At 72.0% G+C, this 16,204-nt stretch carries 20 protein-coding genes; 18 read left to right on the forward strand and 2 right to left on the reverse strand.

The window, feature by feature from the left end:
* The first annotated feature begins 179 nt into the window (after nt 1-179).
* The 10 genes from hisD (at nt 180) to ABZ887_RS06775 (ending at nt 7,905) form a co-directional block, all read left to right on the forward strand.
* A complete protein-coding gene (gene hisD, locus ABZ887_RS06730; RefSeq protein ID WP_361283675.1) occupies nt 180-1,505 on the forward strand; it encodes a histidinol dehydrogenase in 1,326 nt (441 codons plus the stop codon).
* A complete protein-coding gene (locus tag ABZ887_RS06735; RefSeq protein WP_361283678.1) occupies nt 1,502-2,611 on the forward strand; it encodes a histidinol-phosphate transaminase in 1,110 nt (369 codons plus the stop codon). The genes hisD and ABZ887_RS06735 overlap by 4 nt, the downstream gene beginning before the upstream one ends.
* Nucleotides 2,608-3,201: an imidazoleglycerol-phosphate dehydratase HisB gene (gene hisB / locus ABZ887_RS06740; RefSeq protein ID WP_133028294.1), complete on the forward strand. Its 594-nt coding sequence runs from the start codon at nt 2,608-2,610 to the stop codon at nt 3,199-3,201. The genes ABZ887_RS06735 and hisB overlap by 4 nt, the downstream gene beginning before the upstream one ends.
* A 3-nt stretch (nt 3,202-3,204) precedes the next feature.
* Nucleotides 3,205-3,369: a hypothetical protein gene (locus ABZ887_RS06745; RefSeq protein ID WP_361283681.1), complete on the forward strand. Its 165-nt coding sequence runs from the start codon at nt 3,205-3,207 to the stop codon at nt 3,367-3,369.
* Nucleotides 3,366-4,010 carry an imidazole glycerol phosphate synthase subunit HisH gene (gene hisH, locus ABZ887_RS06750; RefSeq protein WP_361283684.1) on the forward strand — a complete coding sequence of 215 codons (645 nt, stop codon included), beginning with the start codon at nt 3,366-3,368 and terminating at the stop codon, nt 4,008-4,010. Before ABZ887_RS06745 ends, hisH begins: the two co-directional genes overlap by 4 nt.
* Nucleotides 4,007-4,732 (forward strand): bifunctional 1-(5-phosphoribosyl)-5-((5-phosphoribosylamino)methylideneamino)imidazole-4-carboxamide isomerase/phosphoribosylanthranilate isomerase PriA, encoded by a 726-nt coding sequence (gene priA, locus ABZ887_RS06755; RefSeq protein WP_361283688.1) that lies wholly within the window; start codon nt 4,007-4,009, stop codon nt 4,730-4,732. The genes hisH and priA overlap by 4 nt, the downstream gene beginning before the upstream one ends.
* Nucleotides 4,729-5,133: a RidA family protein gene (locus ABZ887_RS06760; RefSeq protein WP_361283691.1), complete on the forward strand. Its 405-nt coding sequence runs from the start codon at nt 4,729-4,731 to the stop codon at nt 5,131-5,133. Before priA ends, ABZ887_RS06760 begins: the two co-directional genes overlap by 4 nt.
* Nucleotides 5,130-5,885, forward strand: a complete 756-nt coding sequence (hisF, locus tag ABZ887_RS06765) for an imidazole glycerol phosphate synthase subunit HisF (RefSeq protein WP_361283694.1) — start codon at nt 5,130-5,132, stop codon at nt 5,883-5,885. Before ABZ887_RS06760 ends, hisF begins: the two co-directional genes overlap by 4 nt.
* A 163-nt stretch (nt 5,886-6,048) precedes the next feature.
* The gene (locus tag ABZ887_RS06770; protein ID WP_361283697.1) at nt 6,049-6,639 is read left to right on the forward strand and encodes a helix-turn-helix domain-containing protein; all 591 of its coding nucleotides are present in this window, start codon (nt 6,049-6,051) and stop codon (nt 6,637-6,639) included.
* 15 nt (nt 6,640-6,654) lie between these two features.
* Complete coding sequence (locus ABZ887_RS06775) at nt 6,655-7,905, forward strand: MFS transporter (protein WP_361283700.1); 1,251 nt, start codon at nt 6,655-6,657, stop codon at nt 7,903-7,905.
* 6 nt (nt 7,906-7,911) lie between these two features.
* Here ABZ887_RS06775 and ABZ887_RS06780 read toward each other — a convergent pair whose 3' ends face one another.
* Nucleotides 7,912-8,310: a VOC family protein gene (locus tag ABZ887_RS06780; RefSeq protein ID WP_361283704.1), complete on the reverse strand. Its 399-nt coding sequence runs from the start codon at nt 8,308-8,310 to the stop codon at nt 7,912-7,914.
* Between the two features lie 10 nt (nt 8,311-8,320).
* Entirely contained in the window at nt 8,321-8,956 is a 636-nt protein-coding gene (locus tag ABZ887_RS06785) for a TIGR03085 family metal-binding protein (protein ID WP_361283707.1), read from the reverse strand.
* A 73-nt stretch (nt 8,957-9,029) separates the two neighbouring features.
* Here ABZ887_RS06785 and hisI point away from each other — a divergent pair, with 73 nt between their 5' ends.
* The 8 genes from hisI to trpA all read left to right on the forward strand — a co-directional run bounded on the left by hisI (nt 9,030) and on the right by trpA (nt 16,126).
* Nucleotides 9,030-9,491, forward strand: a complete 462-nt coding sequence (hisI, locus tag ABZ887_RS06790; protein ID WP_361284594.1) for a phosphoribosyl-AMP cyclohydrolase — start codon at nt 9,030-9,032, stop codon at nt 9,489-9,491.
* Nucleotides 9,492-9,502: 11 nt separating this feature from the next.
* Complete coding sequence (locus tag ABZ887_RS06795) at nt 9,503-10,981, forward strand: anthranilate synthase component I (protein ID WP_361283710.1); 1,479 nt, start codon at nt 9,503-9,505, stop codon at nt 10,979-10,981.
* A gap of 72 nt (nt 10,982-11,053) precedes the next feature.
* Nucleotides 11,054-11,698: a TIGR02234 family membrane protein gene (locus ABZ887_RS06800; RefSeq protein WP_361283713.1), complete on the forward strand. Its 645-nt coding sequence runs from the start codon at nt 11,054-11,056 to the stop codon at nt 11,696-11,698.
* Nucleotides 11,699-11,938: 240 nt separating this feature from the next.
* The gene (locus tag ABZ887_RS06805; RefSeq protein WP_361283716.1) at nt 11,939-12,202 is read left to right on the forward strand and encodes an HGxxPAAW family protein; all 264 of its coding nucleotides are present in this window, start codon (nt 11,939-11,941) and stop codon (nt 12,200-12,202) included.
* 80 nt (nt 12,203-12,282) lie between these two features.
* Entirely contained in the window at nt 12,283-12,732 is a 450-nt protein-coding gene (locus tag ABZ887_RS06810; RefSeq protein WP_361283719.1) for a DUF2752 domain-containing protein, read from the forward strand.
* Between the two features lie 139 nt (nt 12,733-12,871).
* A complete protein-coding gene (gene trpC, locus ABZ887_RS06815) occupies nt 12,872-13,681 on the forward strand; it encodes an indole-3-glycerol phosphate synthase TrpC (RefSeq protein WP_361283722.1) in 810 nt (269 codons plus the stop codon).
* Nucleotides 13,682-14,009: 328 nt separating this feature from the next.
* The gene (gene trpB, locus ABZ887_RS06820) at nt 14,010-15,293 is read left to right on the forward strand and encodes a tryptophan synthase subunit beta (protein ID WP_361283725.1); all 1,284 of its coding nucleotides are present in this window, start codon (nt 14,010-14,012) and stop codon (nt 15,291-15,293) included.
* On the forward strand, nt 15,290-16,126 hold the full coding sequence (gene trpA / locus ABZ887_RS06825; RefSeq protein ID WP_361283727.1) for a tryptophan synthase subunit alpha: 837 nt from the start codon (nt 15,290-15,292) through the stop codon (nt 16,124-16,126). The genes trpB and trpA overlap by 4 nt, the downstream gene beginning before the upstream one ends.
* Nucleotides 16,127-16,204 lie beyond the last annotated feature (78 nt).

Genomic DNA, 16,204 nt, shown 5'->3' on the forward strand with positions numbered 1-16,204 from the left:
GCTCGTGGGTCATGTTTCGGTACAACCGGTGATGCCCGCTGTGTGAGACCTCGAACACCGTAGGTGAAGGCGATCTTCCGGGTTCCGGCCAGGCTATGTACCGGCTGTTGCGCCACGTTCTGTATCAGCCATTGATACGCGCGGACGGGCCCCGAGTGCCGTCTGAGAGAATTGAGCCTGTGATCTCCCGAATCGATCTGCGCGGCGACGCCCTCCCCGAGGGACCCGCCCTGCGCGACCTGCTGCCCCGAGCCGACTTCGACGTCTCGGCCGCCCTGGAGAAGGTGCGTCCGATCTGCGAGGCCGTGCATCATCGGGGCGACGCGGCGCTGATCGACTTCGCGGAGAAGTTCGACGGGGTGCGGCTGGAGCAGGTGCGGGTGCCCGCCGAGGCGCTCGACAAGGCCCTGGTGGAGCTCGACCCGGCCGTGCGCGCGGCCCTGGAGGAGTCCATCCGGCGCGCCCGCCTCGTGCACCGCGCGCAGCGCCGTACGACCCACACGACCCAGGTCGTGCCGGGCGGCTCGGTGACCGAGAAGTGGGTGCCGGTGGAGCGCGTCGGGCTGTACGCGCCCGGTGGCCGGTCGGTCTACCCGTCCTCCGTGATCATGAACGCGGTGCCCGCGCAGGAGGCCGGCGTCGAGTCGATCGCGCTCGCCTCGCCGCCGCAGGCCGAGTTCGACGGCCTGCCGCACCCGACGATCCTCGCCGCCTGCGCCCTGCTCGGCGTCGACGAGGTGTACGCGGCCGGCGGCGCCACTGCCGTCGCGATGTTCGCCTACGGCACCGAGTCCTGCCCGCCCGCCGTCATGGTCACCGGCCCCGGCAACATCTGGGTGGCCGCCGCCAAGCGCTACTTCACCGGCCGGATCGGCATCGACGCCGAGGCGGGCCCGACCGAGATCGCCGTCCTCGCGGACTCGACCGCCGACCCGGTGCACGTGGCCGCCGACCTGATCAGCCAGGCCGAGCACGACCCGCTGGCCGCCGCCGTCCTGGTCACCGACTCGGTCGAGCTCGCGGACGCCGTGGAGAAGGAGCTGGAGCCGCAGGTCGCGGCCACCAAGCACGTCGACGACCGGATCGTCCCCGCCCTGCAGGGCCGGCAGTCCGCGATCGTCCTGGTCGACGGCGTCGAGGAGGGCCTCAGGGTCGTCGACGCGTACGGTGCCGAGCACCTGGAGATCCAGACCGCCGACGCCGCCGCGGTGGCCGACCGGGTCAGGAACGCGGGCGCGGTCTTCATCGGGCCCTGGGCGCCGGTCTCCCTCGGCGACTACGCCGCCGGGTCCAACCACGTGCTGCCCACCGGCGGCTGCGCCTGCCACTCCTCGGGGCTCTCCGTCCAGTCCTTCCTGCGCGGCATCCACATCGTCGACTACACGCGGGACGCGCTGGCCGAGGTCGCGCACCACGTGGTCACGCTGGCGGAGGCGGAGGACCTGCCCGCGCACGGCGCGGCGGTGAAGGCAAGGTTCGGGTGGAAGGTACCGGCGAGCAAGTGAACCTCGGAATCGACGATCTCCCCGTACGGGACGAGCTGCGCGGCAAGTCCCCCTACGGCGCGCCCCAGTTGGACGTCCCGGTACGGCTGAACACCAACGAGAACCCGTACCCGCTGCCCGAGCCGCTGGTCGAGCGGATCACGGAGCGGGTGCGGGAGGCCGCCCGCGACCTGAACCGCTACCCCGACCGGGACGCGGTCCAGCTCCGCACCGAACTCGCCAAGTACCTGACGAAGACCGGCAACCACCCGCTCACCGTCGAGAACGTGTGGGCGGCCAACGGCTCCAACGAGGTCATCCAGCAGCTGCTGCAGACCTTCGGCGGCCCCGGCCGCACGGCGATCGGCTTCGAGCCGTCGTACTCGATGCACTCGCTCATCTCGCGCGGCACCGGCACCCGCTGGATCTCCGGCCCCCGCAACGAGGACTTCACCCTCGACGTCGAGGCGGCCTCGGCGGCCATCGCCGAGCACAGGCCGGACGTCGTCTTCATCACCACCCCCAACAACCCCACCGGCAACGCGGTGCCGGCCGAGACGGTCCTCGCGCTCTACGAGGCCGCCCAGGCCGCCAAGCCCTCGATGGTCGTCGTGGACGAGGCCTACATCGAGTTCAGCCACGGCGCCTCGCTGCTGCCGCTGCTCGAAGGTCGGCCGAATCTCGTCGTCTCCCGGACCATGTCGAAGGCCTTCGGCGCGGCCGGCCTGCGCCTCGGCTATCTCGCCGCGCACCCCGCGGTGGTGGACGCCGTCCAGCTCGTCCGGCTGCCGTACCACCTGTCGGCGATCACCCAGGCGACCGCGCTGGCCGCCCTGGAGCACACCGACACGCTGCTGAAGTACGTCGAGCAGCTGAAGGCCGAGCGGGACCGGCTGGTGAGCGAGTTGCGCGCGGCGGGCCTGGAGGTCACCGAATCCGACGCCAACTTCGTGCAGTTCGGGCGGTTCGCGGACCCGCACGCGGTGTGGCAGCAGATCCTCGACCGGGGGGTCCTCGTCCGCGACAACGGCGTGCCCGGTTTCCTGCGGGTGTCCGCCGGAACCCCCGAAGAGAACGACGCGTTCCTCGACGCGGTCCGTGAAGTCAAGAAGGAGCTGGACGCATGACCCGCGTAGGGCGCGTGGAGCGCACCACCAAGGAGACCTCGGTCCTCGTCGAGATCGACCTCGACGGCACCGGCAAGACCGACATCAAGACCGGCGTCGGCTTCTACGACCACATGCTCGACCAGCTCGGCCGGCACGGCCTGTTCGACCTCACCGTGAAGACCGACGGCGACCTGCACATCGACTCGCACCACACCATCGAGGACACCGCCCTCGCCCTCGGCGCCGCCTTCAAGCAGGCCCTCGGCGACAAGGTGGGCATCTACCGCTTCGGCAACTGCACGGTCCCGCTGGACGAGTCGCTCGCCCAGGTCACGGTCGACCTCTCCGGCCGCCCGTACCTCGTGCACACCGAGCCGGAGAAGATGGCGCCGATGATCGGCGAGTACGACACCACCATGACCCGGCACATCCTGGAGTCCTTCGTGGCCCAGGCGCAGATCGCCCTGCACGTGCACGTGCCCTACGGGCGCAACGCGCACCACATCGTGGAGTGCCAGTTCAAGGCGCTGGCGAGGGCCCTGCGCTACGCCTCCGAGCGCGACCCGCGCGCGGCCGGCATCCTCCCGTCCACGAAGGGCGCGCTGTAAGCGATGAACAGCCTCTCGACCATACTGATCGTCGTCGGCCTCTTCCTGGTCGGCGGAATCATCTCCTTCGTCAAGCAGAAGATGCCCACCAGCCTGATCGTGCTGCTCTCGATCAGCGCCGCCCTGTGCCTGGTGGCGGGCGTCATGAGGCTGGAGGTGTGGAGTTGACCGCACCGTCGAAAAAGGTCGTCGTCTTCGACTACGGCTTCGGCAACGTCCGGTCCGCCGAGCGCGCCCTCGCCCGGACCGGGGCCGACGTCGAGATCACCCGTGACTTCGACAAGGCCATGAACGCGGACGGCCTGCTGGTGCCCGGCGTGGGCGCCTTCGCCGCCTGCATGGAGGGCCTGCGCGGGGCGCGCGGCGACTGGATCATCGACCGCCGGCTGTCCGGCGGGCGGCCGGTGATGGGCATCTGCGTCGGCATGCAGATCCTGTTCGCGCGCGGCATCGAGCACGGCGTGGAGACCGACGGCCTCGACGAGTGGCCCGGCTCCGTCGAGCCGCTCCAGGCCGAGATCGTCCCCCACATGGGCTGGAACACCGTGGCCGCACCGGCCGGCTCCCAGCTGTTCGCCGGCCTGGACGCGGACGCGCGCTTCTACTTCGTGCACTCCTACGCCGTCCACGACTGGTCGCTGGAGACGCACAACGCGGCGCTGCGGGCCCCGCTGGTGACCTGGTCGACGCACGGCAAGCCGTTCGTGGCCGCCGTGGAGAACGGCGCCCTGTGGGCCACCCAGTTCCACCCCGAGAAGTCCGGCGACGCCGGCGCCCAGCTCCTCACCAACTGGATCGGAACACTGTGAGCACGCTCGAACTCCTCCCCGCCGTCGACGTCCGCGACGGCCAGGCCGTCCGCCTCGTGCACGGCGAGTCCGGGACCGAGACCTCCTACGGCTCCCCCCTGGAGGCCGCGCTCGCCTGGCAGCGGTCGGGCGCCGAGTGGCTGCACCTGGTCGACCTGGACGCGGCGTTCGGCACCGGCGACAACCGCGCGCTGGTCGCCGAGGTCACCAAGGCGATGGACATCAAGGTCGAGCTGTCCGGCGGCATCCGCGACGACGCCACCCTCGCCGCGGCCCTCGCCACCGGCTGCACCCGGGTGAACCTGGGCACGGCCGCCCTGGAGACCCCGGAGTGGGTCGCCAAGGTCATCGCCGAGCACGGCGACCAGATCGCGGTCGGCCTGGACGTGCGCGGCACGACCCTCAGGGGCCGCGGCTGGACCCGCGACGGCGGCGACCTCTACGAGACGCTCGCCCGCCTCGACAAGGAGGGCTGCGCCCGCTACGTCGTCACCGACATCGCCAAGGACGGCACTCTGCAGGGCCCGAACCTGGAGCTCCTGAAGAACGTGTGCGCCGCGACGGACCGGCCGGTCGTGGCCTCCGGCGGCGTGTCGTCGCTGGACGACCTCCGTGCGCTGGCCGGCCTGGTACCCCTCGGTGTCGAGGGCGCCATCGTCGGGAAGGCGCTGTACGCCAAGGCGTTCACCTTGGAAGAAGCACTGGAGGCAGTGTCACCATGACGTCCGATGCCGTACGGCGCGTGCAGAGCGGAAGTCCCTGGGAGGAGACCTTCGGTTTCGCCCGCGCCGTCGCGGCGGGCGACCGTGTGGTGGTGGGCGGTACGACGTCCTTCAAGGGCACCGTGCTGTACGGGGAGGGCGACCCGTACGAGCAGGCCAGGGTGGCCTTCGGAACCGCTCTGGAGGCGATCGCCGAGTTCGGGCTCGGACCGGAGTCGGTGATCCGCACCCGCCTGTTCCTCGCGCACGCGCGCGACATGGACGCGGTGGGACGCGCCCACAAGGAGGTCTTCGACCAGGTGCGCCCGGTGACCACGTTCGTCGTGGTGACCGGCTTCGTCGACCCGCGCATCCTGGTGGAAGCAGAGCTAGAGGCATACAGAGGAGCCGTGGAGTCATGACCCTGGCGGTCCGAGTCATCCCCTGCCTGGACGTGGACAACGGCCGGGTCGTCAAGGGCGTCAACTTCCAGAACCTGCGCGACGCGGGCGACCCGGTCGAGATGGCCAAGGTGTACGACGCGGAGGGCGCCGACGAGCTGACCTTCCTGGACATCACCGCGTCCTCCGGCAACCGGGAGACCACCTACGACGTGGTGCGCCGCACCGCCGAGCAGGTGTTCATCCCCCTGACGGTCGGCGGCGGCGTCCGCACCGCCGAGGACGTCGACAAGCTGCTGCGCGCCGGCGCCGACAAGGTGGGCGTCAACACGGCGGCCATCGCCCGCCCGGACCTGATCCGCGAGATCGCGGAACGCTTCGGCCGCCAGGTCCTGGTCCTGTCGGTCGACGCCCGCCGCACGGAGTCGGGATCCTTCGAGGTCACCACGCACGGCGGCCGCCGCGGCACCGGCATCGACGCGGTCGAGTGGGCGCACCGGGCCGCCGAGCTGGGCGCCGGCGAGATCCTGCTCAACTCGATGGACGCGGACGGGACGAAGGACGGCTACGACCTGGAGATGATCGCGGCGGTGCGCAAGCACGTGACCGTGCCGGTCATCGCCTCCGGCGGCGCCGGCGCCCTCGCCCACTTCCCCCCGGCCGTCGGCGCGGGCGCCGACGCGGTCCTCGCGGCCTCCGTCTTCCACTTCGGCGACCTCAGGATCGGCCAGGTCAAGCAGACGCTCCGCGAGGCGGGACACCCGGTGCGGTGACGCCGCGCTGAGCCCGGCCCCGGCGACCTGGAGACAGGCGGCCGGGGCTTCTTGCTGTCCCGGGCCCTTCTCTTCGGCAGACGCGAATCTCTTCGGCAGATGCGAAAGAGAAGTTGCGCAAAATATATTGCGCAATTTTTCTTTCGCATCTAGCGTCGGTGGCATGACGGAGAAGGAGCGGGACCACCGGATCACCGATGTGGGCACCCTCAAGGCGCTCGCCCACCCGCTGCGCATGAAGCTCTACCGAGGCCTGTGCGTGGCCGACAAGGCGACGGCCTCGCAGCTCGCCGACCAGGTCGACGAGGCGGTCTCACTGGTCAGCTACCACCTGCGCAAGCTCGCCGAGCACGGTCTGATCGAGGAGGCCGAGCCACAGCGCGCGGACGGCCGGGAGCGCTGGTGGCAGCCCGCGTCGGACGGCATCAGCATCCGGGACCGGGACTTCCGTGACGCACCCGAGAAGGCCGCCGCCCACCTCGCCGCCACCCGGCTCTTCCACGAGCAGCGTGCCGACATGTACCGCCGCTACCTCGACGAGCGCGCCACCTGGAGCGCCGAGTGGAACGCCGCCGCGCCCGACAGCGAGTCCCTGCTCCGCCTGACCGCTGCCGAACTGGGCGAACTCCGCGAGGAACTGCTCGCGCTGGCCAGGAAGTACGACGCGAAAGGCCGGTCCGCCGAGGCCGACGGCGACACCGAAGGGCGCGAGCACGTGGCGCTGTACACGTACGGCTTCCCGTTCCGCATCTGAGAAGGGTTCACCTCCGTGACCGCCACCCTCACCGCCCACGCCTCCGCGACCGCCGCCCCGCGCCCCGCCCACCGCGACCCCAACGTCCTGCGCTGGCTCGGCGCCTACACCTCCTCCATGGTCGGCGACAGCGTCTACTACATCGCCCTCTCCTGGGCCGCCGTCCAGGGCGGCTCGCCCGCGCAGGCCGGCGCCGTGATGTCCGTGAGCGCGCTGCCCAGGGCCGTGCTCATGCTGTTCGGCGGGGTGATAGCCGACCGGCTGGGCCCCCGCCGGGTCGTCATCGGCAGCGACGCGGTGCGCTGCGCGGCCGTCCTCGCCGTGGCCGCGCTGCTCTTCCTGACCAGCCCCGGCCTGTGGCCGCTCGCCGCGCTCGCCCTGGTCTTCGGCATCGTCGACGCCGTGTTCATGCCCGCCGTGGGCGCCCTCCCCGCGCGCGTGACCAGCCGCGACCAGCTCGCGCGGGTGCAGGGCATGCGCGGTCTCGCCATCCGTTTCGCGAGCATCCTCGGCGCCCCGCTCGGCGGCCTCTGCGTGGCCGTCGGCGGCGCGGCGGCCGCCTTCGGCCTCGCCGGGCTGCTCATCGCCGTGTCGGTCCCCCTGCTGACGTCCCTGCGGGTCCGGGAACTCCCGGCCGACGACCGCGCCGCCGCCCCCACCCCCTGGCAGGACCTGCGGGCCGGGCTCGCCCACATCCGCCGGCACCGCGTCCTGGCCCCGCTGATGCTGGCCATCGCCCTCGGCGACCTGGGCTTCGTCAGCCCCCTCAACGTCGGACTGACCCTGCTCGCCGACCGGCGCGGCTGGGGTGCGGCCGGGGTGGGCTGGGTGCTCGCGGGGTTCGGCGTCGGCGCCGGCGCCGTCTCCCTGCTGCTGACCGTGCGGGGGCGGCTGCCGCGCGCGGGTCTGGTCGCCGGTGTCTCGATCCTCGCCGGGTCCGTCGCGATCGGTGCCCTCGCGTTCGTACCGGGCCTCGTCGGCGCCGTCGGCGTCGCGCTGCTGATCGGCCTGCTCGCCGGGCTCAGCGGCGCCATGTGCGGGGCGCTGCTGCAGACCCACGCCGACCCCGCGTACCTGGGCCGGGTCACCGCCGTCTCCGGCCTGATCAGCCTGGGCCTGACCCCGCTCAGCATGCCGTTCACGGCCACCGCGATCGGTGTCTTCGGACTCGGCCCGGTCTACGTCGCCAGCGCCACCGTCTGCGCGCTCGGCGGGGTCGTCGCCCTCGCCGTGCCCGCGCTGCGCCGCGCCGAACTGCCCCGCTGAGGCCGCTCAGCCCTTCGGCTGGGTCAGCTGGATCAGGTTGCCGACCGTGTCGTCCAGGACGGCGGCGACCACCGGGCCCTGGTCCTGCGGCTCGTGCGGGAAGCGGACGCCCAGGGCGCACAGGCGGTCGTACTCCGAGCGGATGTCGTCCACGGAGAAGACGATGGCCGGCAGGCCCGCCTCGTACACGGCCCTGCGGTACGGGTCCGCGACGGGGCCCTGGCCGGGCTCCAGCAGGAGCTGGAGGTCGGGCTGGGCGCCCTGCGGGGCGCCGACCGTGACGAACAGGGTGCCGCCGCCCAGGTCAAGGCGGGTGCGGGTCTCGAAACCGAGGACGTCCGTGTAGAACGCGTGCGCCTTCGGCACGTCGTCCACGTACACACTGGTCATCGCGACCCTGATCACCGGGAGCCCCTCAGATGCCCAGGGATCTGGACTCGCGCAGCTTGGCGATCGCGTTCTCGTCGCCCGCCACCTCGACCTTCGCCGTGCTCTGCCGGCCGAACGCGAACATCAGCAGCTCGGAGGGCTCGCCGGTCACCGTCACCACCGGGGCGCCGCGATGGGCGACCGCCGTCTGGCCGTCCGGGCGGCGCAGCACCAGGCCCGTCGGCACGCCCCGGCCCAGCAGCCGGGCGGTGCGCTCCAGGCGGGACCACAGGGCGTCCTGGAAGACCGGGTCCAGCTCCCGCGACGACCAGTCCGGCTGGGCCCGCCGGACGTCCTCGGTGTGCACGTAGAACTCGACCGTGTTGGCCGCCTCGTCCACCTGCTTGAGCTGGAACGGCGAGAACCGCGGCGGACCGGTGCGGATCAGCTGGATCAGCTCCTCGTAGGGCTTCGCCGCGAACTCGGCCGTCACCTTCTCGAGCCGCGGCGCCAGCTGCTTGATCATCGTGCCCCCGGCCGCGTCCGGCCGGCGCTCCCGCACCACCACGTGCGCGGCCAGATCACGGGTCACCCAGCCCTCGCAGAGGGTCGGCGCCTCGGGACCGGCGGTCTCCAAGAGGTCGGCGAGCAGAAGCCGTTCACGCTTGGCGAAGGTCGACATACCGCCAGCCTAAGGCCACACCCACCGTCCGGACAGTGGACACGGACCGTGACTGTCGGTGCCGCGCGGCACAATGGCACCCATGACCAGTACGACCGGAACGACGGGTACGCCCCCGTCCAGTGGCCTCGCCCCGGAGATCGCCGCCCGTCTCAAGCGCAGCGCCGACGGACTCCTCCCCGCCATCGCCCAGCAGTACGACACCGGTGAGGTGCTGATGCTCGGCTGGATGGACGACGAGGCGCTGCACCGGACCCTCACCACCGGCCGCTGCACCTACTGGTCGCGCAGCCGCCGGGAGTACTGGGTCAAGGGCGACACCTCCGGCCACTTCCAGTGGGTCAAGTCGGTCGCCCTCGACTGCGACGCCGACACCGTGCTGGTCAAGGTCGACCAGGTGGGCGCCGCCTGCCACACCGGCGACCGCACCTGCTTCGACGCCGACGTGCTCCTGAAGGACGCCGAGCACGGCCACGAAGGCGTCGAGCACGGCCACGAAGGCGCCGATTCCGGCGTACCCGCCTCGGATCAGTAAGGTCTGCCGCCATGGACCTCGAGACCTTCCGCAAGCTCGCGACCGACCGGCGCGTCATCCCGGTCACCCGCAAGCTCCTCGCCGACGGCGACACCCCGGTCGCGCTCTACCGCAAGCTCGCCGCCGAGCGCCCCGGCACCTTCCTGCTGGAGTCCGCCGAGAACGGCCGCTCATGGTCCCGGTACTCCTTCGTGGGCGTCCGCTCCGCCGCCACCCTCACCGCCCGCGACGGCCAGGCCCACTGGCTCGGCACCCCGCCCGTCGGCGTACCGGTCGACGGCGACCCGCTGGCCGCCCTGCGCGCCACCATCGAGGCCCTGCACACCCCGCACGACCAGGAGCTGCCCCCCTTCACCGGCGGCATGGTCGGCTACCTCGGCTACGACATCGTGCGCCGCCTGGAAAAGATCGGCCCGGGGGAGCGCGACGACCTCCGGCTTCCCGAGCTGACCATGCTCCTCACCAGCGACCTCGCCGTCATGGACCACTGGGAGGGCTCGGTCCTGCTGATCGCCAACGCGATCAACCACAACGACCTGGACACGGGCGTCGACGAGGCCCACGCGGACGCCGTGGCCCGCCTGGACGCCATGGAGGCCGACCTCTCCCGCCCGGTCGCCCAGCCGCCCGCCGTGCTGCCGCCCTCCGAGCTCCCCGAGTACACCGCCCTGTGGGGCGGCCCCGACTTCCAGGTCGCCGTCGAGGACATCAAGGAGCGCATCCGCGCGGGCGAGGCCTTCCAGGTCGTCCCCTCCCAGCGCTTCGAGACCCCGTGCACGGCGAGCGCGCTGGACGTCTACCGCGTCCTGAGGGCCACCAACCCGTCGCCGTACATGTACCTCTTCCGCTTCGACGGCTTCGACGTCGTGGGATCCAGTCCGGAGGCGCTCGTCAAGGTCGAGGACGGGCAGGCCATGGTGCACCCCATCGCCGGCACCCGGCCGCGCGGGGCCACCCCGCAGGAGGACCAGGCCCTCGCCGACGAGCTGATGGCCGACCCCAAGGAGCGCGCCGAGCACCTGATGCTCGTCGACCTCGGGCGCAACGACCTCGGGCGGGTCTGCGAGCCCGGCTCCGTCGAGGTCGTCGACTTCATGTCCGTCGAGCGGTACTCGCACGTCATGCACATCGTCTCCACGGTCACCGGAAAGGTCGCCGCGGGCCGCACCGCCTTCGACGTCCTCACCGCCTGCTTCCCGGCCGGCACCCTCTCCGGCGCCCCCAAGCCCCGGGCGATGCAGATCATCGACGAACTGGAGCCGTCGAGGCGGGGGTTGTACGGCGGCTGCGTCGGCTACCTCGACTTCGCCGGCGACTCCGACACGGCCATCGCCATCCGCACCGCCCTGCTGCGCGACGGCACGGCCTACGTCCAGGCCGGCGCCGGCATCGTCGCCGACTCCAATCCGGTCGCCGAGGACCAGGAGTGCCGCAACAAGGCGGCGGCGGTCCTGCGAGCGGTGCACACGGCCAACAGACTCGGCAAGTAGGCGCACGGACCGGGCAAGTGGGGTGCTTCTCACCCGACCCCGGGTGACCGTTCGCCCGGGGTTCAAGCGATAGTGGAGTACGTGACTGCTGTTCCTCACCCCCGTTCCGAAGCCGGCGAACCCACCGGGTCCGGCCGCCGCAGCCTCGCCGTCGCGCTGCTGTTCGGCGCGCTGGGCGCGGCCGTGGCCCTGCTGTCCAGCCGGCAGCGCTGGGCGGAAGGCACCGCCACGGTGGCCGGTGGCGACTTCCCGCTGACCGCCAGGGGCAGCGACGTCACGGGCGTCCCCGCGGCCCTCGCCATAGTGGGCCTCGCCGCGCTCGTCGCCGTCTTCGCCGTCCGCAAGGCCGGCCGTTTCCTGGTCTCCGGGCTGCTCGCGCTCTCCGGCGCCGGCATCGCCGCCGCGGCCCTGCTGGGCGCCTCCGACGGCTCCGCGCTCGACGAGAAGGCCGCCGAGGCCAGTGGCGACACGTCCGCCACGGTCGACGCCCTCAGCCACACCGGCTGGCCGTACGTCGCCGCGGCCGGCGGCGTGCTCATCCTGGTCGCCGGGCTGCTGGCGCTGCGCTACGGCCGGCTGTGGCCCGCCATGTCCGGCCGCTACGAACGCGGCACGGGGGCGGAGCGGCCGCGCCGGGCGCCGAAGCCGGTGGATCCCGACCGGCCCGAGGACATCTGGAAGGCGCTGGACCGGGGGGAGGACCCCACCGGAGCGTGACGCTTCGCCGGGGGCGCCGAAGAGGGGGGCGGTACGTGGTCGGTCGTCTGCGGCGCCGTCGTGGTTGCTCGCGCAGTTCCCCGCGCCCCTTACGGGCGCTGGAAGCTCGGGGCGATCAACAGTGATGTGGCGTATCAGACGCGTGTGATGGGCCACCCCCCGCCCCATGCACCCCGGTGCGTGCGGGACAATCGGGAGTGAGCGTCCGGAAGGACACGTACGAGCAACGAGGAGCAAGTCATGGCGGGCAACAGCCACGGTCACACCCCGGCCGCCTGGACCGGCGTCACCATCGCCTTCATCGGTTTCTGCGTCGCGGGCGCCTTCATGGTGATGGCACAGCCGCTGGGTTTCTGGGCCGGAATGGTGATCGTGGTCCTCGGTGGTGTGGTGGGCGGCATCATGCGCGCCATGGGCCTCGGCATGCCGAAGCAGGCCGCCCTGGTGACCTCCTCCCACAGCGCCCCGGTCGCCGCCCCCGAGCCGGTCGGCGCCGAGAGCTGACCGCCCGCGCTTCCCGAGGGGCGCCCCGGACCAGGTCCGGGGCGCCCCTCGCGCGCGTGTGCCGACCGTGACGGGGCACAATGCGAGGCGTGAACGCCGACAGCCGCAGCGCAGCCGTACCACCGGTGACGGCCTCCCTCCGGGGCCGGCTGACCGTGCCCGTCTCCGTGCTCGGCGCCGTCGTGGGGGCCTTCGCCTACGTCGGCACCGTCGACCCCAACCAGCCCGGCCACTACCCGGTCTGCCCGCTCTACCGGCTCACCGGCCTGTACTGCCCCGGCTGCGGGGGTCTGCGCAGCGCGCACGCGTTCGTCCACGGCGACCTCCTGGGCGCGCTGCGGGACAACGCGGCGGGCGTGATCGCCTATCTGGCCTTCGCCGTGGTGTGGACCGTCTGGGTGGTGCGCGCGGCACGCGGCCGACCTGCCCGGATCGAACTCAGGCCGGTGGCGATGTGGAGCCTCGGCGCGTTGCTGCTGGTCTTCACCGTTGTCCGGAACCTGCCCTTCGGTGGCTGGTTGCATCCTTGATCAACTGGCGAACGTCCAGGTAGTGGGACAGGGCGTCAACCGGATGCGAGGCCTGTGCCGTCCTGCGGATACCATCGATATGACCATGGGTTTTGACCCGACTGGAAGAACCGTCCGGAACCGGAAGGGGACCGCTCGCGTGAGTGTGCTCGACGAGATCATCGACGGAGTCCGTGCCGACCTCGCGGAGCGGCAGGCGCGCGTCAGCCTCGACGAGCTCAAGGAGCGCGCGGCGAAGGCACGGGCCGCCAAGGACGGCGTGGCCGCGCTGCGCGGTGAGGGCGTCAAGGTCATCTGCGAGGTCAAGCGCTCCAGCCCGTCCAAGGGCGCGCTGGCCGCGATCGCCGACCCGGCCGGGCTCGCCGCGGACTACGAGGCGGGCGGCGCGGCCGTCATCTCGGTCCTGACCGAGCAGCGCCGCTTCGGCGGCTCGCTGGCCGACCTGGAGGCGGTCCGGGCCCGGGTGGACATCCCGGTGCTGCGCAAGGACTTCATCGTCACGTCGTACCAGTTGTGGGAGGCCCGTGCGTACGGTGCCGACCTCGCGCTGCTGATCGTCGCCGCCCTCGACCAGCCGGCCCTTGAGTCGCTGATCGAGCGCGCCGAGTCCATCGGCCTCACCCCGCTCGTCGAGGTCCACGACGAGGACGAGGTCGAGCGCGCGGTCGACGCGGGCGCCAAGGTGATCGGCGTCAACGCGCGCAACCTGAAGACCCTGGAGGTCGACCGCTCCACCTTCGAGCGGGTCGCCCCGGAGATCCCCGACCACATCGTCAAGGTCGCCGAGTCCGGCGTCCGCGGCCCGCACGACCTGATCGCGTACGCCAACGCGGGCGCCGACGCGGTCCTGGTCGGCGAGTCCCTGGTGACGGGCCGTGACCCCAAGTCGGCGGTGGCCGACCTGGTGGCGGCGGGCGAACACCCCGCACTCCGCCACGGCAGGCCCTGATCACCCGGTAGGCTGATCCCGATGACTCTCACGGTGACGACAGCAGTGGACCGGTACGCCCGCCTGGCGCGCGGCTGCCGTCCCCGCGGTTGCCGCGCCCCGGCCCGCCGAATCCACGGCCGCCGCGTGCGTTACGTCATCGGCGACGAACCGGGACAGGTGAACGGCCGTCGATGGCAGCGCCCCGTTAGGGGCGCGGGGCTGTATCTGATTTTGCGACTCCGTCGCGCGAGCGCGAGCAACCACTGACGGCCCGCAGCCGACAGACAACCCCGACGTCCCACGGCGAATAGTGTCTTTTCACACGCACTCACCGTGAGGTTCTGGCATGCCCAGCGATTTCTTCTTCCCTGACCCCACCGGTCAGGTGCCCAGCGCCGAGGGCTACTTCGGCGCCTTCGGCGGCAAGTTCATCCCGGAGGCCCTCGTCGCCGCCGTGGACGAGGTCGCCGTCGAGTACGACAAGGCCAAGCACGACCCCGAGTTCGCCCGTGAACTCGACGACCTGCTCCTCAACTACACGGGCCGCCCGTCGGCGCTCACCGAGGTCCCCCGCTTCGCGGAACACGCGGGCGGCGCCCGGATGTTCCTCAAGCGCGAGGACCTGAACCACACCGGCTCGCACAAGATCAACAACGTGCTCGGCCAGGCCCTGCTCACCAAGCGCATGGGCAAGACCCGCGTGATCGCGGAGACCGGCGCCGGCCAGCACGGCGTGGCGACGGCCACCGCCTGCGCGCTGTTCGGCCTCGACTGCACCATCTACATGGGCGAGATCGACACCCGGCGCCAGGCCCTCAACGTGGCCCGGATGCGCATCCTCGGCGCCGAGGTCATCGCCGTGAAGTCCGGCAGCCGCACGCTCAAGGACGCCATCAACGAGGCGTTCCGCGACTGGGTGGCCAACGTCGACCACACCCACTACCTGTTCGGCACGGTCGCGGGACCGCACCCCTTCCCGGCGATGGTCCGCGACTTCCACCGCGTCATCGGCGTCGAGGCCCGCCGCCAGATCCTGGAGCGGGCCGGCCGGCTCCCCGACGCCGCGATCGCCTGCGTCGGCGGCGGCTCCAACGCCATCGGCCTCTTCCACGCCTTCATCCCCGACGAGGACGTCCGCCTGATCGGCTGCGAGCCCGCGGGGCACGGCATCGAGACCGGCGAGCACGCGGCCACCCTCACCGCCGGCGAGCCCGGCATCCTGCACGGCTCCCGGTCGTACGTCCTCCAGGACGACGAGGGCCAGATCACCGAGCCGTACTCGATCTCCGCCGGTCTGGACTACCCCGGCATCGGCCCGGAGCACTCCTACCTCAAGGACTCCGGCCGCGGCGAGTACCGCGCGGTCACCGACGACGCGGCCATGCAGGCCCTGCGCCTGCTCTCCCGCACCGAGGGCATCATCCCGGCCATCGAGAGCGCCCACGCCCTCGCGGGCGCTCTGGAGGTCGGCAGGGAACTCGGCGAGGACGGGCTGATCGTCGTCAACCTGTCGGGCCGCGGCGACAAGGACATGGACACCGCCGCGCGCTACTTCGGGCTGTACGACACCGACGCCGAGGTGGCTGCCGACGCCACCGCCACCGCCGAGATCGAGGGGGACGCCAAGTGAGCGGGGCTGCACTGAACAGCAAGAAGGGCCAGCTGCTGTCCGACACCCTCGAGGGTGCCAAGGCCGAGGGCCGCGCCGCGCTCATCGCCTACCTCCCGGCCGGGTTCCCGACCGTGGACGCCGGCATCGAGGCGATCAAGGCCGTGCTCGACGGCGGCGCGGACGTCGTCGAGGTCGGACTGCCGCACAGCGACCCGGTCCTCGACGGCCCGGTCATCCAGACCGCCGACGACATCGCCCTGCGCGGCGGCGTGCGGATCGCGGACGTCATGCGCACGGTCAAGGAGGCCTACGAGGCCACCGGCAGCCCGATCCTCGTCATGACGTACTGGAACCCCATCGACCGCTACGGCGTGGAGCGCTTCACCGCGGAGCTCGCCGAGGCGGGCGGCGCGGGCTGCATCCTGCCGGACCTGCCGGTGCAGGAGTCGGCGCTCTGGAGGGAGCACGCCGAGAAGCACGGCCTCGCGACGGTCTTCGTGGTGGCGCCCAGCAGCAAGGACGAGCGGCTCGCGCAGATCACCGCGGCGGGCAGCGGCTTCGTCTACGCGGCCTCGCTGATGGGTGTCACCGGTACACGTGAATCGGTCGGGGCACAGGCCCAGGACCTGGTCGAACGCACCCGGGCCACCGGCACCGACCTGCCCGTCTGCGTCGGCCTCGGCGTCTCGAACGCGGCCCAGGCCGCCGAGGTCGCCGGCTTCGCCGACGGCGTGATCGTCGGTTCGGCCTTCGTGAAGCGGATGCTGGACGCGCCGGACCACGCGGCCGGCGTGGCGGCCGTCCGTGAACTCGCCGGGGACCTGGCGAAGGGCGTGCGCGGACAGGCGTAGCCCCGCAGCGGGCAAGCCTTCCGGGGTACCGCCGGACACAACAGAACATTCGGTCACTCGAACGGGTGGACCTGGGAC

Origin of the sequence: Streptomyces sp. NPDC047061, assembly GCF_040643955.1 — a bacterium.
Taxonomy (GTDB): Bacteria; Actinomycetota; Actinomycetes; order Streptomycetales; family Streptomycetaceae; genus Streptomyces.

What these genes read in the sequence shown, in the direction of transcription:
- hisB (WP_133028294.1), top strand. Translation starts at nt 2,608, where the DNA reads ATGACCCGCGTAGGGCGCGTGGAGCGCACCACCAAGGAGACCTCGGTC.
- ABZ887_RS06745 (WP_361283681.1), top strand. Translation starts at nt 3,205, where the DNA reads ATGAACAGCCTCTCGACCATACTGATCGTCGTCGGCCTCTTCCTGGTC.
- ABZ887_RS06760 (WP_361283691.1), top strand. Translation starts at nt 4,729, where the DNA reads ATGACGTCCGATGCCGTACGGCGCGTGCAGAGCGGAAGTCCCTGGGAG.
- hisF (WP_361283694.1), top strand. Translation starts at nt 5,130, where the DNA reads ATGACCCTGGCGGTCCGAGTCATCCCCTGCCTGGACGTGGACAACGGC.
- ABZ887_RS06770 (WP_361283697.1), top strand. Translation starts at nt 6,049, where the DNA reads ATGACGGAGAAGGAGCGGGACCACCGGATCACCGATGTGGGCACCCTC.
- ABZ887_RS06785 (WP_361283707.1), bottom strand. Translation starts at nt 8,956, where the DNA reads ATGTCGACCTTCGCCAAGCGTGAACGGCTTCTGCTCGCCGACCTCTTG.
- hisI (WP_361284594.1), top strand. Translation starts at nt 9,030, where the DNA reads ATGGCACCCATGACCAGTACGACCGGAACGACGGGTACGCCCCCGTCC.
- ABZ887_RS06795 (WP_361283710.1), top strand. Translation starts at nt 9,503, where the DNA reads ATGGACCTCGAGACCTTCCGCAAGCTCGCGACCGACCGGCGCGTCATC.
- ABZ887_RS06805 (WP_361283716.1), top strand. Translation starts at nt 11,939, where the DNA reads ATGGCGGGCAACAGCCACGGTCACACCCCGGCCGCCTGGACCGGCGTC.
- ABZ887_RS06810 (WP_361283719.1), top strand. Translation starts at nt 12,283, where the DNA reads ATGCGAGGCGTGAACGCCGACAGCCGCAGCGCAGCCGTACCACCGGTG.
- trpB (WP_361283725.1), top strand. Translation starts at nt 14,010, where the DNA reads ATGCCCAGCGATTTCTTCTTCCCTGACCCCACCGGTCAGGTGCCCAGC.